Source organism: Ruegeria sp. H3 (genome assembly GCF_056533095.1).
Window position 1 is genome coordinate 50,022 of sequence record NZ_JBQFOD010000007.1, and the last position, 15,311, is coordinate 65,332.

15 protein-coding genes are annotated in these 15,311 nt (G+C 56.7%); 2 read left to right on the top strand and 13 right to left on the bottom strand.

Translation table 11 applies throughout. From position 1 onward, the window contains the following. Nucleotides 1-70: 70 nt before the first annotated feature. The 4 genes from ACR0JE_RS10050 to ACR0JE_RS10065 all read right to left on the bottom strand — a co-directional run bounded on the left by ACR0JE_RS10050 (nucleotide 71) and on the right by ACR0JE_RS10065 (nucleotide 4,402). Nucleotides 71-1,330 carry an extracellular solute-binding protein gene (locus ACR0JE_RS10050; RefSeq protein WP_480864060.1) on the bottom strand — a complete coding sequence of 420 codons (1,260 nt, stop codon included), beginning with the start codon at nucleotides 1,328-1,330 and terminating at the stop codon, nucleotides 71-73. A 102-nt stretch (nucleotides 1,331-1,432) separates the two neighbouring features. Further along, entirely contained in the window at nucleotides 1,433-2,368 is a 936-nt protein-coding gene (locus ACR0JE_RS10055) for a carbohydrate ABC transporter permease (RefSeq protein WP_480864061.1), read from the bottom strand. Next, a complete protein-coding gene (locus tag ACR0JE_RS10060; protein WP_480864062.1) occupies nucleotides 2,361-3,281 on the bottom strand; it encodes a carbohydrate ABC transporter permease in 921 nt (306 codons plus the stop codon). Before ACR0JE_RS10060 ends, ACR0JE_RS10055 begins: the two co-directional genes overlap by 8 nt. Then, the gene (locus tag ACR0JE_RS10065; protein ID WP_480549620.1) at nucleotides 3,281-4,402 is read right to left on the bottom strand and encodes an ABC transporter ATP-binding protein; all 1,122 of its coding nucleotides are present in this window, start codon (nucleotides 4,400-4,402) and stop codon (nucleotides 3,281-3,283) included. Before ACR0JE_RS10065 ends, ACR0JE_RS10060 begins: the two co-directional genes overlap by 1 nt. 78 nt (nucleotides 4,403-4,480) lie before the next feature. Between ACR0JE_RS10065 and ACR0JE_RS10070 the strand changes: the two genes are divergently transcribed. Next, entirely contained in the window at nucleotides 4,481-5,374 is an 894-nt protein-coding gene (locus tag ACR0JE_RS10070; protein ID WP_480864063.1) for a LysR family transcriptional regulator, read from the top strand. On the opposite strand, the gene ACR0JE_RS10075 is transcribed toward ACR0JE_RS10070, so the two are convergent. From ACR0JE_RS10075 to ACR0JE_RS10090, 4 genes are all read right to left on the bottom strand, one after another. Next, nucleotides 5,365-6,183, bottom strand: a complete 819-nt coding sequence (locus ACR0JE_RS10075; protein WP_480864064.1) for a sulfotransferase domain-containing protein — start codon at nucleotides 6,181-6,183, stop codon at nucleotides 5,365-5,367. The genes ACR0JE_RS10070 and ACR0JE_RS10075 overlap by 10 nt on opposite strands. Before the next feature lie 211 nt (nucleotides 6,184-6,394). Further along, nucleotides 6,395-6,988, bottom strand: coding sequence for a GNAT family N-acetyltransferase (locus ACR0JE_RS10080; RefSeq protein WP_480544679.1), 594 nt, complete (start codon nucleotides 6,986-6,988; stop codon nucleotides 6,395-6,397). Between the two features lie 70 nt (nucleotides 6,989-7,058). Then, on the bottom strand, nucleotides 7,059-7,724 hold the full coding sequence (locus tag ACR0JE_RS10085; protein ID WP_480864065.1) for a hypothetical protein: 666 nt from the start codon (nucleotides 7,722-7,724) through the stop codon (nucleotides 7,059-7,061). Between the two features lie 35 nt (nucleotides 7,725-7,759). Then, nucleotides 7,760-8,704, bottom strand: a complete 945-nt coding sequence (locus ACR0JE_RS10090; protein WP_480864066.1) for a homocysteine S-methyltransferase family protein — start codon at nucleotides 8,702-8,704, stop codon at nucleotides 7,760-7,762. A gap of 188 nt (nucleotides 8,705-8,892) precedes the next feature. Between ACR0JE_RS10090 and ACR0JE_RS10095 the strand changes: the two genes are divergently transcribed. After that, a complete protein-coding gene (locus ACR0JE_RS10095) occupies nucleotides 8,893-9,504 on the top strand; it encodes a TetR/AcrR family transcriptional regulator (RefSeq protein WP_480549610.1) in 612 nt (203 codons plus the stop codon). Between the two features lie 42 nt (nucleotides 9,505-9,546). Here the strand turns inward: ACR0JE_RS10095 and ACR0JE_RS10100 are convergent, their stop codons facing one another. From ACR0JE_RS10100 to ACR0JE_RS10120, 5 genes are read right to left on the bottom strand one after another with little or no spacing between them, the layout of a single operon-like run. Continuing rightward, a complete protein-coding gene (locus ACR0JE_RS10100; protein ID WP_480864067.1) occupies nucleotides 9,547-10,557 on the bottom strand; it encodes an Ldh family oxidoreductase in 1,011 nt (336 codons plus the stop codon). A gap of 12 nt (nucleotides 10,558-10,569) precedes the next feature. After that, nucleotides 10,570-11,199 carry a DUF3726 domain-containing protein gene (locus tag ACR0JE_RS10105; protein WP_480827215.1) on the bottom strand — a complete coding sequence of 210 codons (630 nt, stop codon included), beginning with the start codon at nucleotides 11,197-11,199 and terminating at the stop codon, nucleotides 10,570-10,572. Beyond that, nucleotides 11,196-12,884: a hypothetical protein gene (locus ACR0JE_RS10110; protein WP_480864068.1), complete on the bottom strand. Its 1,689-nt coding sequence runs from the start codon at nucleotides 12,882-12,884 to the stop codon at nucleotides 11,196-11,198. Before ACR0JE_RS10110 ends, ACR0JE_RS10105 begins: the two co-directional genes overlap by 4 nt. Before the next feature lie 4 nt (nucleotides 12,885-12,888). Next, a complete protein-coding gene (locus tag ACR0JE_RS10115; protein ID WP_480864156.1) occupies nucleotides 12,889-13,863 on the bottom strand; it encodes a membrane dipeptidase in 975 nt (324 codons plus the stop codon). Beyond that, complete coding sequence (locus ACR0JE_RS10120) at nucleotides 13,863-15,308, bottom strand: aldehyde dehydrogenase family protein (protein WP_480864069.1); 1,446 nt, start codon at nucleotides 15,306-15,308, stop codon at nucleotides 13,863-13,865. Before ACR0JE_RS10120 ends, ACR0JE_RS10115 begins: the two co-directional genes overlap by 1 nt. Nucleotides 15,309-15,311: the final 3 nt, after the last annotated feature.

Here is a 15,311-nt window from a genome sequence, read left to right on the forward strand (position 1 = left end):
AGACGGCGCCTTTTAGGTGATATTGTAAGAAGAAGTGGCCCGCGCCAGCCTATGGCGCGGGCCTTGAGTTTTAGGAACCGGAGGGCAACAGATCCTGCACTTCTTCAGTCAGGTCTTGCTGCAACTCTTCCATGTCATCATATTCGCCGGTCACGATGCCTTCGATCCCGTCATAGATGACCTGCGTCGCGGCCAAACCATTGTCGCCCGGATAGGCCTGCCATTCACGCAGCAGGGGCAGCTGACGTACAGCTGTCGCCTTGGCCGGGTTCTCGGCGTAGAAATCGGCCAGAATGATCTCATTGGCGGCCTGGTTCGGTGGCATGTAACCCGTGGTCCGGGCCACGTCGGCAGCGCCTTCACCCGACGTGATGAACTTCAGCCATTTCCAGGCGGCTTCCAGTTCTGCCGGGTCCTCAGACGTTGACACCAGCAGCGCCGAGTTTCCGCCCGCAGGCAGACCCATCGGTCCTTCTGCTGTAAAGCCCGGATATTCGTGCGTCACCAAGGTGAAATCACCCATCGCGCGCTCGACGGCGCCAACGGCGGATGTGGACCAGTACATCATGCCGATTTCTCCGGCCGAGAACGAAGCCAACGCGCCTTTCCATTCCAGGTTCTGCATTTCGCAGCCCTGAAACAGGTCTTTCATCGTGTTCAATGCTTGCAGGCCTTCGGGCTCGTCCAGAGTGAAGTCGGTGCCCATGACGGTTGGTTTGTCCTGGCTCCACATCAGGGCTTGCAGGAACCAGTTGCCGGTGATGTTCCAGCCCCAGAACATGGGGTTTTCGACACCGGCTTCTTTCAGACGGCTGCAGGCTTCGATTACTTCGGCCCAGGTTGTGGGCAGGTTGGTTTCATCATAGCCAGCCTTGGCCATGGTCTCCATGTTGTAGTAGCCAACCGGCAGCGAGATCGAGAAAGGCAGGCCGTAGACATCTTGGTTGAAAGTGCCAAGGTCCAGCATCGCCTTGTGGTAGCCGTCTTTGGCAAAATCGGCCTCTTGCGCAATGAAAGGCTCCAGCGATTTTGCAATACCTTTTTCCACCAGGATCGCCTGACGGTTCAAGCCCTGCATGGTGACGTCAGGCAGCGTGCCGGCAACGGCTTCGCGCAGGATCGTGTTAGTGCCGTCTTCATAGCTTTCATAGGTAGCCCGCATCTTAATTTCGATATTCGGGTTCTCAGCATAGAATTTTGGCAGGATTTTTTCGTAAGTAACGTCAAAGAGATGGCTATAGGGATAGGCGAACTCGACGACGATCTTGTCTTCGGCGGTGGCTGCCCCTGCAGCAAGTACCAAAGACATTGCAGTTGTGAGGGTTTTCATTACTCTCTCCAGTTGAACTGAGGGGTCTGACGGTTTGGCGATTGGCAGCCCCTGGTGGGTATCCCGATTTGGGATGTCGTGGTGGGGCGGGAATTTCCCGCCCTACTTCATTCCGGATAGTGTTATCCCTTCAATAAAGCGGCGCTGCGCCAGCAGGAAAACGACGATCAGCGGGGTTACGATAATGCAGGCCGTGGCCATCATCGGGCCGAAATTGTCGCCATCCGCATCCCCCTTGAATTCTCGTAGGCCCAGCGGTGGCGTGAACAGCTCGCGATTGCCGGTGATCACGATGCGGGGCCAGAAATAATCATTCCAATGCGCAACAACTGAAAAGATACCAAAGGCCAACAGGGCCGGGATGGCCGTGGGCAGCATGACGTTCCAGACGATGGAATATTCGCTCATCCCGTCCATCCGCGCGGCATCGATCAGATCGTCGGGGACGGTCATAAAGAACTGGCGCATCAGGAAAATCCCGAAGACCGAGATGGTCCAGGGCACGATCAGCGCCGCATAGGTGTTTGTCAGACCCACCTTGGCCAGCATGATGTACAGCGGCAAGGCGATTGCGTGCACTGGGATCAGAAGGCAGAACAGCACCAGCGCGAACACCGCCTCGCGCCCCCAGAACCGTAGCTTGGCCAAAGCATAAGCGCAGGGCAGGGCGACGATCACCTGGATCAGAAAGATCGACAGGGTCACGAAGACCCCATTGGCCAGATAACGCAGCAAAGGCGCTTTGGCGAAAGCGGTTGTGTAATTGTAGACGGTGGGATTGACCATGCAATCCGCCGCAGCATTGCCGAGCTTGACGCAGAAATCATCCCGGAACGGTTGCTGGCTACCGAAGAAACCACCCAGGTTTTGCATGATCTCATGCGGCGCTTTGAACGAGTAGCTGACCATCACGTAGAAGGGCAGCAAGACAACGATTGCACCCAGGATCAGGATGACATGTTTGATCGTTTCGGCGGTGGAAAACCGAAACCCGATCTCGGGTAATACGGTGGCGGGGGTTGAAGTTGTATCAGACATAATGGGTCCTCCGGTCCACCAGCCAGCGCTGCACCAGCGTCAAAAACATGACAAAGGCCAGGAACACCACGGTGATGGCAGCACCGATCCCCATCAGGTTTTGCTGGATCGCCTTTTCGTAGATTGCAAACATCATCACATAGACCGATTTCGACGGTCCGCCGCCTTGCGGATAGAACGCCTCGACCGTGTCAAAGACCTGAAAGGATCGGATGAATGAGATTGTGACGACAAACACGGTTGTGGGGCCCAGCATCGGCCAGGTCACCAGTCGGAAACGCTCCCACCCGGTGGGTGCGCCATCCATTTCGGCTGCATCATAAAGTGAGGGCGGGATCGAGCTGAGGCCGGCCAGATACAAAACCATGTTAAAGCCGAACCCCTGCCAAACACCGATGAACGCAACCGTCCAGATCGCATAATCCCGATCAGTCAGCCAAAGCGGGAAGGTCTTGGCGCAGCCTTGCGCGTACCAGCCCCAGGCCTCAAGCCACGTGCCGCATCCTTTTTCAAGCGTTGCATTCACAATGCCAATGGTCGGGTGCAGGGCAAATTCCCACACGATCGCCATAGCGATCAGCGCAGCCATGACCGGTAGAAAATAGATCGTCTTATAGAGGTTCCCAAAGAGGGTGAGCGAATGGATCAGGAGAGCTGCACCCAATCCCAGCAGGACCGTCAGTGGTACAACAACAAAGACGTATCGGAACGTAGCCCCGAACATCTTTTCATAGCTACGCCGGGTGAAGATTTTCTCGAAATTCTCCCATCCGACATAGTCCATGCCCGCATTGCCCAACGAGTAATTGGTAACGCTCAGCACACCCGCGATGCCGATTGGTACAATCAGGATCACGATCATCAAGATCAATGCCGGGGCGATGAACCAAAGATAAGCGCGCGAACCGGGCATCAGGCGACCTCGAGCATTGTCTGCTCAGGCAGTCGTGCACCGCTGCCGTCAAACATCATGATTTTGTCCCGGATCGCAGAAAACCGGAGGGTTTGCCCAATCTCAGCGCGCGTGTCCGGAGCGGCCCGTACCACGATCTTTTGCTCTAGCCCGTTGACACCCAGATGGATGAACAGATCAGAGCCTAAGTTTTCCCGATGGGTCACGACCCCAGAGAACGCGCCTGCGGGATCAATGCTTAGGTGTTCAGGCCGGATACCCAGTGTGACTGGACCTGCCTGGGCGTTGGTGCCCAACAAACTGACATCAAGTGCCCGCAATGCACCGGCGCCGTCGATCTCGGCAGGCATGGTGTTGATTGCGGGTGATCCGACAAAGCGGGCAACGGCTAAGGATTGTGGATTGCGGTAGATATCATCTGGTTTGCCAAGCTGCAGAATATGACCATCCATCATGACGGCCATCCGATCCGACATGGTCAGCGCCTCGGCCTGATCATGGGTGACATAGACAAAGGTTGTTTTCAGACGGCGGTGCAGATCAGACAGTTCTGCCCGCATATGAACCCGCAAGGCTGCGTCCAGATTGGACAGTGGTTCATCCATCAAAAAGGCAACCGGATTGCGCACCATGGCCCGTCCCAAAGCCGCGCGCTGACGTTGACCACCCGACAACTGGCCCGGTTTGCGATCCAACAGGTTTTGGATCTGCAAAGTTTCAGCCGTTTCATTGACCTTGGCCCGAAGCCCGCGGTAAGCCGAGCGGGCAATCAAGGGCCCCAGCACAGGCAATCGCCCGGCTGTCCCGATGTCCCGCAGTTTGAGCGGGGTCATCATGTTTTCCGCAACCGTCAAATGCGGATAGAGCGCATAAGATTGGAACACCATCGCCAGATTACGGCTGGCCGGGCGCATCCGGGTTACCTCCTGCCCGTCAATCATCACCTGGCCCGCCGTTGGAGCCTCGAGCCCCGCAAGAATGCGGAGCAAGGTGGATTTACCGCAGCCGGACGGTCCCACAAGGGTCAGGAACTCACCCTCTTCGATTTCGAGATCGACACCCTGAAGCACAGGTGTTTGCCCGAATGTTTTCTGAATACCTTGAAGGCTAATTTGACCCATAGCGCGGCTACCCCAACTGACCGCGCGCAGCTTAAGAAGTTCATGTCTCGATTCTGTGACGACATATAAGTGTTGCTTATGCAGTCTAAACTGCGCGGCGACATGAACATAAATCCGTATCAGTTCAAAGCCTTCGCCTATGTCGTGCGAGAAGGCAGCCTGACCAACGCGGCGCGCGCGCTGGGTGTGTCGCAATCCGCTGTTTCACAGCATATTGCCAAGCTTGAGGCACATGTGGGTGCACGTCTGCTGGTGCGGGCTCGCGATGGGATCGAGTTAACCGCAACAGGGCAAGAGTTCTTTGATCTCGCCGACAGGTTTGCGACGCTGCACACGATCATAGAAGAAAAGGTTCAGGGCTTTTCGGAACTGGAACGCGGCCATCTGAAGATAATCGCAAACGCTCCGCAACCAGCATTGGGTTTGATCGCCCGCTTCGCCGACACATACCCCAATGTCGATATCGACTTTGCGCTATGCGATTGGAGCAGCGCCATTGAGTTGCTACAGAAACGCAAGGTGGATTTTGGCGTCATCACCGAACCTACAATCAGCACGGAGTGGTATCTTCAACCGCTCTGCACATCTCGCTTTGTGCTATATGTAAGGGAAACGCATGACTGGTCGCGGCGCAAAGTGCTAAGCCTCACCCAGATCGTGGATGAAACGCTTTTGTTACCAGAAAGCGGATCGCTAACGCAAAGGGTCGTAACCAGGGCGTTGGACAAACTGCAACTGGCACCGCGCCGGATTGTCAAAACCACCACATTTCCGGTGATGAAAGAGGCGATCATGGCCGGATTGGGCGTTGGCATCTTTCTGGAAAACAGCGCAGGGTCCGAGGCCGGGCTGACTCAGGTCCCGATCCGAGAGTTGGAGAAGTACTACGAAACCAGTCTGGTCGTGCCACGTCATAGAATGGATTTGAAACTGGTGCGAAGTTTCTGTCAGGTTTCCGAAGATCAGCCTTGACCATTTTCAAGCCAAAACCGGTCTTCCCGGTTCAGGTGTTCGTCCATGATGGCGTCGTAAGCGGCAAGTTCCTGATCCGATAGTTGGCCATGCCATTTACCGCTGGAACCGCTGTGAAAAAACTCTGTATCTGACTTGAAGAAGCCTTTTCCCCCGCTGGGGGCATACCGTTCGGCATTCTCTTTCATATGGTCGAATGTCGCGGCCGCGATGAGCTGTTGCATCACCGAGTTTGAATGCGGCGTATTCAGAAGTTCCGAAAGCCGCGCGAACACACCTGCCAAATCTCGTTTCATATCAGAATAGTGAAACAAAGAGACATTTGGCCGACCAGACATGGCCTTTGCCGCTTTGTAGTGTTGCAGGATATGCGCAAGCGGCATGGCGTCTGTATCAAACCCTTCGGCACCACCATCCAGAAACCGGCGGAATGTGGTGCCGTCGTCATCATGTTCAGGATACCAGTGATCGAACCACGGTATGGGAATGTTCCGAATGTGATTCCGGAATGAAAAATGCGCGTCCAGCGGATGCCGGAACACGCAGATATAATGCGCGTGATCATCCAGTGGCAGGCCATCCAGCGGAGTATGGCTTTTCATACTGCGGCGGCAGGTCATTGCCTCAAGCCGTGCGGCAATCTCGGGCATTTCGCGCAGGCGAATATCGACCCAGGGCATCTTGATCGACAGCTCTGTTTCGACTTCGGGATCGCCCGAAAGCAACAAGGCCACGATGGTCTGCATCCAGGTTGTGCCGCATTTCGGGGGTGTCACAACAAACACATCATCAGGTCGAATACTGACCATATCCCAGCGCCTGTTGTCTGTCAGGGGACCAAGATAAAGCTTTCGATGCGTCAAGACTGCTACCTCCGCCTAATGACTTTGCTCAAAGAACCGATCTTGCGTCCCATACCGGTGCGATCAAATGAAGTGCACCAAATCTAGAAGCGCCGATAGGTCCCGGCAACACGTTCGTGGTTTGGACCCGCCAAGGCAACCAAACACAAGTCATGACCTAGATGTTTTTCATCAACAGCAGAACATCACCAGTATAGTAAGGCGGGCAGGGGTGCAGACGCACGGGTTCGCGCGCCACCAGCGTATATCCCAGCCTGTCATACAGTCGAACCGCGCCCGTGTTCTGGGCGTATACCTGAATGCTCATCTTGCTGAATCCTTGGATCTTCGCTTGGTCTTCGGCTGCGGCCATCAGCTGCGTCCCGATGCTCTGGTTTCGTCCTTGAGGGAAAACCGCCAGCGCGTTGATGAACCAGGTATCGACCGATAGCTTTTCAAGCGCTACAAACGGCGCAATCGGGGCAGGTAGGTCGTCTGGGTTGTCGGTTGGCGCCTCGGCAATCGCGTAGCTAAGAACCATACCTTGGGCCTGTCCCCCACGCTCCGCAACCAGCGCATTTGTATAGGAAAAGCCGCCGGTTTTGCGTTTTGCACGTTCAATACCAACTTCTAGCGGTGTTTGCCCTTCGATGCAGGAACGGGTCCACAGCCAATTAGGGATACCTTCGCCCGCAAGGTTGATCAACTTGGCGAGGTGTTCCGCATCAGAAACATCCGCTTGGCGGATAAGGGTTTGATTTTGAATATTCATCTTAGCGCTCTTTGTGAAACAATAGATTAAATCGGGCCGGCATTTGGCCCAATCGTTCTTTTTGGCGGGACTAGGTCGATGGGCTCAGGCCGTCGTCAAAGATCGGGCCAACGGGCACGCCCGAGTCCCATTCCAGATGATCCGTTTTATCAATCTGGTCAGTGCCATAGCTGGCATGATCCGGCGCCGATGTGGGATCAGGCGTGCGGTCTTCAAACACATAGGTCGCACTCAGCCCCCAAAAATCGTTGAAACCAAGCGTTGTCTGGATCAACCCACCATTGATGTCGGCGAATTCACCTGTTGCGCCAGTCACAGGCCGCAGGTTTGGCTGCCCTATATCCGCGATCTCGGTGCCTTGGGTCACGACCGTTGCGCCGTCGTCGAAGGCAAAGGTTTGGCGACTTATGATCCAGACTCCGGTGGTGGCATTGCCACCTTCGCCAACGAAATACCCGTCACATGTCCAAGTGCCCAGAACCAGATCTGGAAAGGCAGGGCTGCCATCTTCAAGAACACCAACAGTGCCTTCGGCAAGCGTGCCCGCAGGATAGATATAGCCCTGGCTGACAAAGGCATTGCCATGTGCAGGCATGCCGTTTTCGTGCAAAGGCGCGGTTGCCATATGGATAAGTGTGTGATCCTCGGCCACGTCAAAGGCCTTGGGCGCTTCGGCCTTGGCATAGGTGGCCAGCGACAGCATCAGCGCGGTCGAGGTTAGAAATGTCTTAAACATTGGTTTTCCTTTCAGAGATGTAGATTTGAGAAAGCTCAGGCCGCAGGACGCGATGGATCATGCCCCGCAATGCAACCAACATGCCGGTGGTCGGTGCCACAGCAGCCGCCCAAAACCCGAATGTTCGGAAGGTGCGCCAAGAGATCCGTGCTCAGTTGGCCCAGTTCGACCGGATCGCCATCGTCGAGAACCACTGCCGCGTCGAGCTCCGCGTGACTTTGACGAGAGGCATTGGCGCGAACACCGCCGATCCGAAGGGCCCAGTCTGCGCCCGCATCGAGCACCTCGCGAAAATGGTCCGGATGCGCGCAATTGATCATGTAGTAAAGCGGACCCTTGTTGGTGGCCGCATCCACCTCGGCAATCGCGTCTTGCAGCCTTTGTCCGGATGGCAGCCGGCCATCCGTTTCCAGCGTAAACGCGATGACGACAGGTAGATCGATTTCCTTTGCAGCCTGCGCGATCCCGATGGCCTCAGCGGCGTGGGTCAAAGTCATCGCGCTGATCATGTCGACCCCGGCCTTGCCCAAAACCTGAATCTGAGGCGCGTGGATCAGCAGCGCCTCTTGCGCCGAAATCTCGGTATCTGGCGCATAAGCATCGCCTGCTGGCCCAACTAAGCCGTTGATCAGAATGGGGCAACTCTCGGTCTCGTGCCGCGCGCGCAGGTTGGATACGAAGGAAACCGCGCGGGTATTTGTATCCATCACCTCTTTAAGCGTCTGACCCAGCGGTCCGGCCCAAGCGGTTCCTGCACGCCAGGTTGGCGCATCCAGAATGAATCCGCGCCCAGTTGATTTCGCAATATCGATGAAACGGGTGAAATATGCGGTCAGATCCGCACGACCCTGTTCTGTGTCCAACAATACGGCAGCAGAAAAACAGGGCAGGTCATAGCCTTTGTCGAAAATCAAAAAAGTCTCCAACCCTCCGTCTGAAAGGAAGAAGCGTTGCGTGTCTTTGAAAGCGTTCAGTCGCATCGAAGCAATCCTTGTCCGTTGATGCGAAAGTGGTACTCTTGAACCCGACCGGGCCGATAGTTGCCGCGTGGTTCGGTTGCAGTGGCTAATTTTTTGCTGTCATTTCAGGCAGTAACCCAAAATGTGACCGCCAGGCCAAGCTTGAAGGTCCAGTGAACTGGACTCGCAGTACAGTAGGGAGGGGCGCAATGGATCAAAAACTGGACACACGCAGCCGAATCCTCGACATTGCTGAGGCTTCGGTGCTGGAAAAGGGGTTCGAGGCGACCTCGATCGAAGAAATCGTCGCCGGTGCAGAGATCTCGCGCGGTGGGTTTTTCTATCACTTCAAGGATAAGAACGCTTTGGCGCGGGCCATGCTGGAGCGCTATATCGAAGTCGAGAACAAGCTTTATGATGATCTGTTCGCCCGCGCGCGCGAGTTGAACGACGACCCGCTGCATTGCATGCTGATTGGTCTGAAACTCTTGGCGGAGATGCTGGAAGAAATGCCATCCGGTCACCCTGGATGCGTTATTGCATCAACCGCCTATCAGGATCGACTGTTCGATGAGGGCGTGCGCGAGCTAAACCGTCAGGCCATCCTTGGCTGGCGCAAACGGTTTCGGGCAATGTTCGAAGAGATTGCCGAGATTTACGAGCCGCGTGAAACCGTCAACATGGATGCGCTTGGCGATATGGTCTCTGGCGTGGTCGAGGGAGGGCTTGTGCTGCAACGGGCCTTGCGAGAACACAACAACGCCTCGGAACAAATCATGCTGTTCAGAACTTATCTGAAGCTGCTGTTTGCTCCCAATTAGTGCAGAGGCTAGAGCGTCCAACCTTCGCTCAGCACCATTTGCTCATCCCAGAATTGCTTCGACCTTAGCCAGTGTTGCCGCGTTCACCGCAACACCCTCGGTCTGAGCGACGATACGTTTTGAACCGCGACCGTCCCCTGGCAGATGCGCTCCTTCTTGCGACCGTATCGCCTCGATCAGATTTGAGATCCCGGCATCGAACGCGCCACCTGCGGTTGCGACAGGATCAATCGCTATAAAGAACTGACCGGTTTTTGGCGGGCCGCCTGCGGTTCCTGAAAACGGTGAGGCGTTGATGCCCAGTGTGGCGCCTGTCATTGCGGCGGCGAGAAGCTCGACCATCAGCGCGACGCCAACGCCTTTGTAGCCGCCCGAAGGCGCCATGGACCCCTTGAGGCCGACTTCTGGATCGGTGGTTGGATTGCCGTCGGAATCCAGCGCCCAGCCGACCGGGATCGGCTTGCCTTCGCGTGCGTGTTTCATCACCTCACTTTTGGCGATGGTGCTGGCGCTTTGGTCGATCAATAATGCAGGCTGGCCATCTGGGCCCGGTGCCGCGATTGAGAACGGGTTGGTGCCGACAACGGGTTTTGAGCCTCCTGATGGCGCGATTGATGCCGGGGCGTTGGTAAAGCCCAAACCAACTAGACCAGCCTGAGCCAGACGAAGCGTATGATAGCCCAGAACCCCGCAGTTATAGCTGTTTCGAATGGCCAAGACCGCGACGCCCTGTTCGCGGGCAGCAGGGATCAGCGCCTCGAACCCCGTGTCGATCGCGGAATGCGCAAAGCCGGTGGCGGCGTCTACGGCCACAACACTGGGTTTCGGGCGTGACAATACGGGCTTCGCCATCCCATCGACCTTCCCACATTGCACATGTTCGCAATAGATCGGGATATAGGCCAGCCCGTGGCTGGCGACGCCATCCGCTTCGGTCGCTGCCGTGGCTTGCGCCAGCGGGCGGGCATTTGCCTCGGAGGTCCCGGCTGCCACAAGGGCGCGGAACGACAGGTCTTCGATTTCTGCGAGGGTCAGGGTGCGAGTTTCGGTCACGTGTATCTCTCTTTAGTCATTGTCGGAAAGCCCGGCACCGGCCCCCAGCAAACGGGATTCCTCGGTCGCTGGGGCATAAGTGCGGTGGGCGAAGGTAAGTAGCGTCTCCCAATCCTTTTGGGTCGGAACAGCGCGCGTATGCGGATCGCGGTGTGAAACCGGTTCTGTGCTGCGTTGAACCATAACGCGTTGTGCCGGGGCCGCAGGCATGTCGAGTGCCGATAGAGCAGCGCCATCTGTGATGGAGTGGACCCGATCAATCTCAACCGCGATCACACAATTCAGCGCTCGTGCGGCATAAGACGCAAAAGGCAATATCAAGGCAGGGGCTGCAAGATCATGAATCTCAATCGGGCCTTCGTCCAACATGTGAACACAGTCTGAAAGCAAGGGACCGACTGAAAGCGGACAGAGGGCTGCGTCGCCTGCCCAAACACCCTCGATTTGCTTAGGGCGGTGTAGATCGGGATTGAATGCGTAACCAAGACACAACAAGGTTGCGAGCGATCCGGCCCCATCCAGGCCTTTTTCACAAAGCCATCTTGTCGCCTTAGCCGCTTCCTCGGCCTGACCCCAAGAATAGCCCGCGCCACGGGTGGCGCGTTTGGCGGTCGCCTCCATCTCGTTCAGTGAAAAGCTCATGCAGGTTCCTGCGGATAAACCCATAGATCAGCGTTTTCAGCCGTCAGCTCTTCGGGATAAGGCGCGCTGGAATACATGCAGATGCGCACCCACCGATCCGAGCGCGGATCGAAATGCGTCGCGCCAAAGAAAGACAGTTTTGCCCGCAACATATCAATGGGCAACACTGTGTCGCTAATCGTATTGTCGCGGATTTCCCCATACGGTGTAGAACGCGCCAGTTGCGCGCGACGGATCGTGTGGCGGTGTTCGGGGTGGCGCAGCAAAAACTCGGCAATGGTCTGGCTGTCATCCCAATCGTTCAGCGCTGCATAAGCCGCAGCGGCATCGCGCGCTGGGGCAAGGGGTTGTTCATACGCCTCGATAGGTTCTTCGAACCGTTCACCCAGTCGGGGTTCCAGCTTTTCTTCGGACACGTACCAGGCGCGGGCACAGTGTTCCCGAGCCGTCCAATCCAGATCAAGCGCCCATCCATATGTTTCTTGGATTAGACCACAGGCTTGGCCGATGGACATTCTGCCATTGATCACAAAAGCCTCGGTCCGGCTGTCCGCCATGCAGGATGTCAACCCGTCAACAAGACCCGGATAGGGTTCGAGGATAAGCGAAGCCACAAACTCCTGCCCTTCCTCACTCAGCGCGGTTTCAGACCAACTGACGAGCCGATCCCACGGACTAACGCCACTCAGGTCATCATCGTCCAGATAGGCCGCAATCGCCTTAAGATCGGCGTTCAAATGCGCGAGTTTTTTGATCTGTATCGGATGTTCAGACTGCCACCATGAAATCGACAGCTGGCTACGACGGAACAGGTTGCGGAACTGATCTACTTCGTCCCGCGTTGCTGTAGCGACCGAGCGGACACGAGCGATCGCCTCTTCCCGTGCCATGATCCAGTTGTTGAACAGAACCGGGTGGTTGACGATGAAGGGGGCCATGCCCAACCCGGTGGAGTTCCCGATCCCCAGCCAACGCGCGATCTCGGGGTCCAGTTGCGCGGCCTGATCGCCGCCTTTGGCATTGGCCATATGCTGTACCAGATCACGCACAAAGGTACGGGTCAGAAACACGGACAGCATCTCAACCTGAAACGGTGCCTGCGCCTCGGGGCGATTGGCGATCCTTTCCCGATCAGCCGCGCCGAATTTGCCCGATCCGTAGACAGCAGTTGTACGCATCAAGTAACCGACCTGATGTATCTGCGACAAATCGGGTTGCTGCCCAGCTGCCAGGGCATCCACAACATGTTTCCACAGCCGGACAGACCGGTTGGCGCGGGACAGGGACAATTCGCTCTCGCTGACGCGTCCGGCCTCTTGCAAGGGCACGTTTCGAGACAAACGGTCGATATCGGCCTGGGTCGGGATGCCATCAAACAGGGTGAAGGTGGCGTCCCAGGCTTCGGCGATTACGCGGTCGGATCGTTGTTCCGGAGGCAGATCATGGGCAAAGGCCACCAGAGAATAGGCCCGTTCCGGCCCCTGCGCTGTATAGACAGCACGGCCAACCCCATTGGCGTCAATGTCAAAAACCGGACGTGTGAAAGACCAATTCTCCTGCGCCAGACGGCGCGTCAGCTGTCGCATGAAGCTTAATCGGCATTGATGCAGCGACCCCAGCCGCGACAGGCGCATGACCGTTGCTGGGTCTCGTCTTTCGATCTGTGTCTCGGTCTGAGTTTCCATCCCATCACCCCTGAGCGACGAAGTTTTCGGCAAAGAACCGGTACCAGTTGCCTCCCATGATCCCGGCCACTTCGTCGCTATTCAAGCCGGTTGCACGCAACCCGTCCTCGATATTGCCAAAGTCACGGTTGTCGTTGAACCAGTGTGGCATCGGGGGGAAACCTGCATTGCTTGCCGACCCTTCGCCATAGTCAATTTCTTTGGTCCAACGTCCAACGCGCATCCATTCGACCACGCTGTCGGGCTGATCCTGGCACAGGTCCGTGCCGATCCCCAAATGTTCGGCGCCGAACTTCTCAGCCGTCCGTGCGATCATTTCGCAAAAGCTTTCCAGCGTGCAGTCTGACTTATCTTTCAGGTGATGAGGATAGACCGAAAAGCCGAGCATCCCACCATTTTCTGTCACCGCACGGATCACCTCGTCACGCTTATTGCGCAAAGCGGGTGACCATTCGTGCGGATTAGCGTGAGTGATGGCGACGGGACGCTCGGACAGGTCGGCAGCCTCGATGGTCGACCGATCCGCAGAATGGCTCATGTCGACAACAAGACCTACACGATTCATCTCTTTGATCACCTGCTTGCCCATGCGGGTAATGCCGGTGTCCTCGGCTTCATAGCAACCCGTCGCGAGCAGGGATTGGTTGTTATAGGTCAGCTGCATGAACCGCGCGCCTAGATCATGCAGGATTTCCACCAGGCCGATATCATCTTCGATGGGTGAGGGGTTCTGGAACCCAAAGAAAACCGCCGTCCTGCCAGTTTCTCGCGCTATGTCGATATCGCTGGCCCAGCGGCCTTTCATGATCAGGTCCGGGTATTGTTCGAACCAGCGGTTCCATTTTTCAAAGTTCAGAACCGTTTCGCGAAAATTCTCATGATAGGCGATGGTGACATGGATCGCGTCCACGCCACCTTCGCGCAATTGCCGAAAGATCTTTTCCGACCAATTGGCGTATTGCAGCCCGTCGATCCGCATCACATCGGCTTTCCAGCGCTGATATAAGCGGTTTTGACCGTGGTGTAGAACTCGGCCGCGGCCTTGCCCTGCTCGCGGGGGCCATACGAGCTATCACCACGACCGCCAAAGGGCACGTGATAATCAGTGCCTGCGGTGGGCAGGTTCACGGTCACCACGCCAGTGCGCGCGTTGCGGCGGAAATGGGTGGCACGCGCCAGGTTCTGCGTGACGATGCCTGAAGTCAGTCCGAAATTGGTGTCGTTGACGGTGGCCAGCGCCTCATCATAGCTGCCAACCTTGATGACCGAGGTCAGCGGCGCAAACATCTCTTCCCGGTTGATGCGCATGTCATTGGTGGTGTTCAAGAACACGCCGGGCGACATGTAATAGCCGTCATGGGGCATGTCTAAACGTTGGCCGCCACAGGCCAGTTCAGCCCCTTCGGATTTGCCGAGATCCACATAAGCCAGGTTTTCCGACAATTGCTGTTCACTGACAACAGGGCCCATCTGGGTGCCGTCTTCCAGCGCATGGCCAACCTTCATCGCCTGCGCGCCAGCCACCAGTTTTTCGACAAATGCATCGTGAATGGCCGAATGCACAATCAGTCGCGACGATGCAGTGCATTTTTGGCCGGTGCCACCAAAGGCACCACCCAAAGCCAGCGAGACGGCAAGGTCGAGATCAGCGTCATCCATCACGGCCAGCGCGTTCTTGGACCCCATCTCCATCTGAACCTTGGTCAGGTTTTGGATGGCTGCCGAGGCGATTCCTTTGCCCACCGGAACCGACCCGGTGAACGAGATGGCATTGACCTTGGGGCTTTCGACCAGTCTCTGCCCAATCGACCGGCCCGAGCCCATCACAAGGCTAAACAGGCCGTTGGGAATGTCCTGACGGTTGATGATTTCGGTCAGGGCGACGGCCGAGGCCGGGGTGATGTTTGCAGGCTTCCAGACCACCGCGTTACCATAGCACAGCGCCGGGGCGATCTTCCATGACGCGGTTGCGGTCGGGAAGTTCCAGGGGCTGATCACGGCGACGACGCCAACGGCCTCGCGGCGCACATCAATTTCGATATCCGGGCGCACGGAATCGGCGTTCTCACCAATCTGGCGCAGGCATTCGGCGGCATAGTAGGTAAAGAACTGACCGGCCCGGAATACCTCGCCCTTGCCTTCGGCGAGCGGCTTTCCTTCCTCGCGGCTAAGAAGCGTGCCCAATTCTTCGGCGCGGGCCATCAGTTCATTGCCGATATTCATCAGAACGGTCTGCTTGCGCTCCAGCCCATAGGCGGCCCATTCGGCCTGCGCTAAACGCGCCTGATCCAGCGTCGCTTCCAGCTGATCAGCACTGGCCTGCGCATAATGTCCGATCACATCGGTCAGATCAGAAGGATTGCGGTTTTCGATTTCGCTTTCGCCGGCCAGCCATTCGCCGGCGATCAGGTTCAGATTGGTCACAAT

What these genes read in the sequence shown, in the direction of transcription:
- ACR0JE_RS10085 (WP_480864065.1), bottom strand. Translation starts at nt 7,724, where the DNA reads ATGTTTAAGACATTTCTAACCTCGACCGCGCTGATGCTGTCGCTGGCC.
- ACR0JE_RS10065 (WP_480549620.1), bottom strand. Translation starts at nt 4,402, where the DNA reads ATGGGTCAAATTAGCCTTCAAGGTATTCAGAAAACATTCGGGCAAACA.
- ACR0JE_RS10050 (WP_480864060.1), bottom strand. Translation starts at nt 1,330, where the DNA reads ATGAAAACCCTCACAACTGCAATGTCTTTGGTACTTGCTGCAGGGGCA.
- ACR0JE_RS10110 (WP_480864068.1), bottom strand. Translation starts at nt 12,884, where the DNA reads ATGGAAACTCAGACCGAGACACAGATCGAAAGACGAGACCCAGCAACG.
- ACR0JE_RS10090 (WP_480864066.1), bottom strand. Translation starts at nt 8,704, where the DNA reads ATGCGACTGAACGCTTTCAAAGACACGCAACGCTTCTTCCTTTCAGAC.
- ACR0JE_RS10070 (WP_480864063.1), top strand. Translation starts at nt 4,481, where the DNA reads ATGCAGTCTAAACTGCGCGGCGACATGAACATAAATCCGTATCAGTTC.
- ACR0JE_RS10105 (WP_480827215.1), bottom strand. Translation starts at nt 11,199, where the DNA reads ATGAGCTTTTCACTGAACGAGATGGAGGCGACCGCCAAACGCGCCACC.
- ACR0JE_RS10095 (WP_480549610.1), top strand. Translation starts at nt 8,893, where the DNA reads ATGGATCAAAAACTGGACACACGCAGCCGAATCCTCGACATTGCTGAG.
- ACR0JE_RS10080 (WP_480544679.1), bottom strand. Translation starts at nt 6,988, where the DNA reads ATGAATATTCAAAATCAAACCCTTATCCGCCAAGCGGATGTTTCTGAT.
- ACR0JE_RS10075 (WP_480864064.1), bottom strand. Translation starts at nt 6,183, where the DNA reads ATGGTCAGTATTCGACCTGATGATGTGTTTGTTGTGACACCCCCGAAA.
- ACR0JE_RS10055 (WP_480864061.1), bottom strand. Translation starts at nt 2,368, where the DNA reads ATGTCTGATACAACTTCAACCCCCGCCACCGTATTACCCGAGATCGGG.
- ACR0JE_RS10115 (WP_480864156.1), bottom strand. Translation starts at nt 13,863, where the DNA reads ATGCGGATCGACGGGCTGCAATACGCCAATTGGTCGGAAAAGATCTTT.
- ACR0JE_RS10060 (WP_480864062.1), bottom strand. Translation starts at nt 3,281, where the DNA reads ATGCCCGGTTCGCGCGCTTATCTTTGGTTCATCGCCCCGGCATTGATC.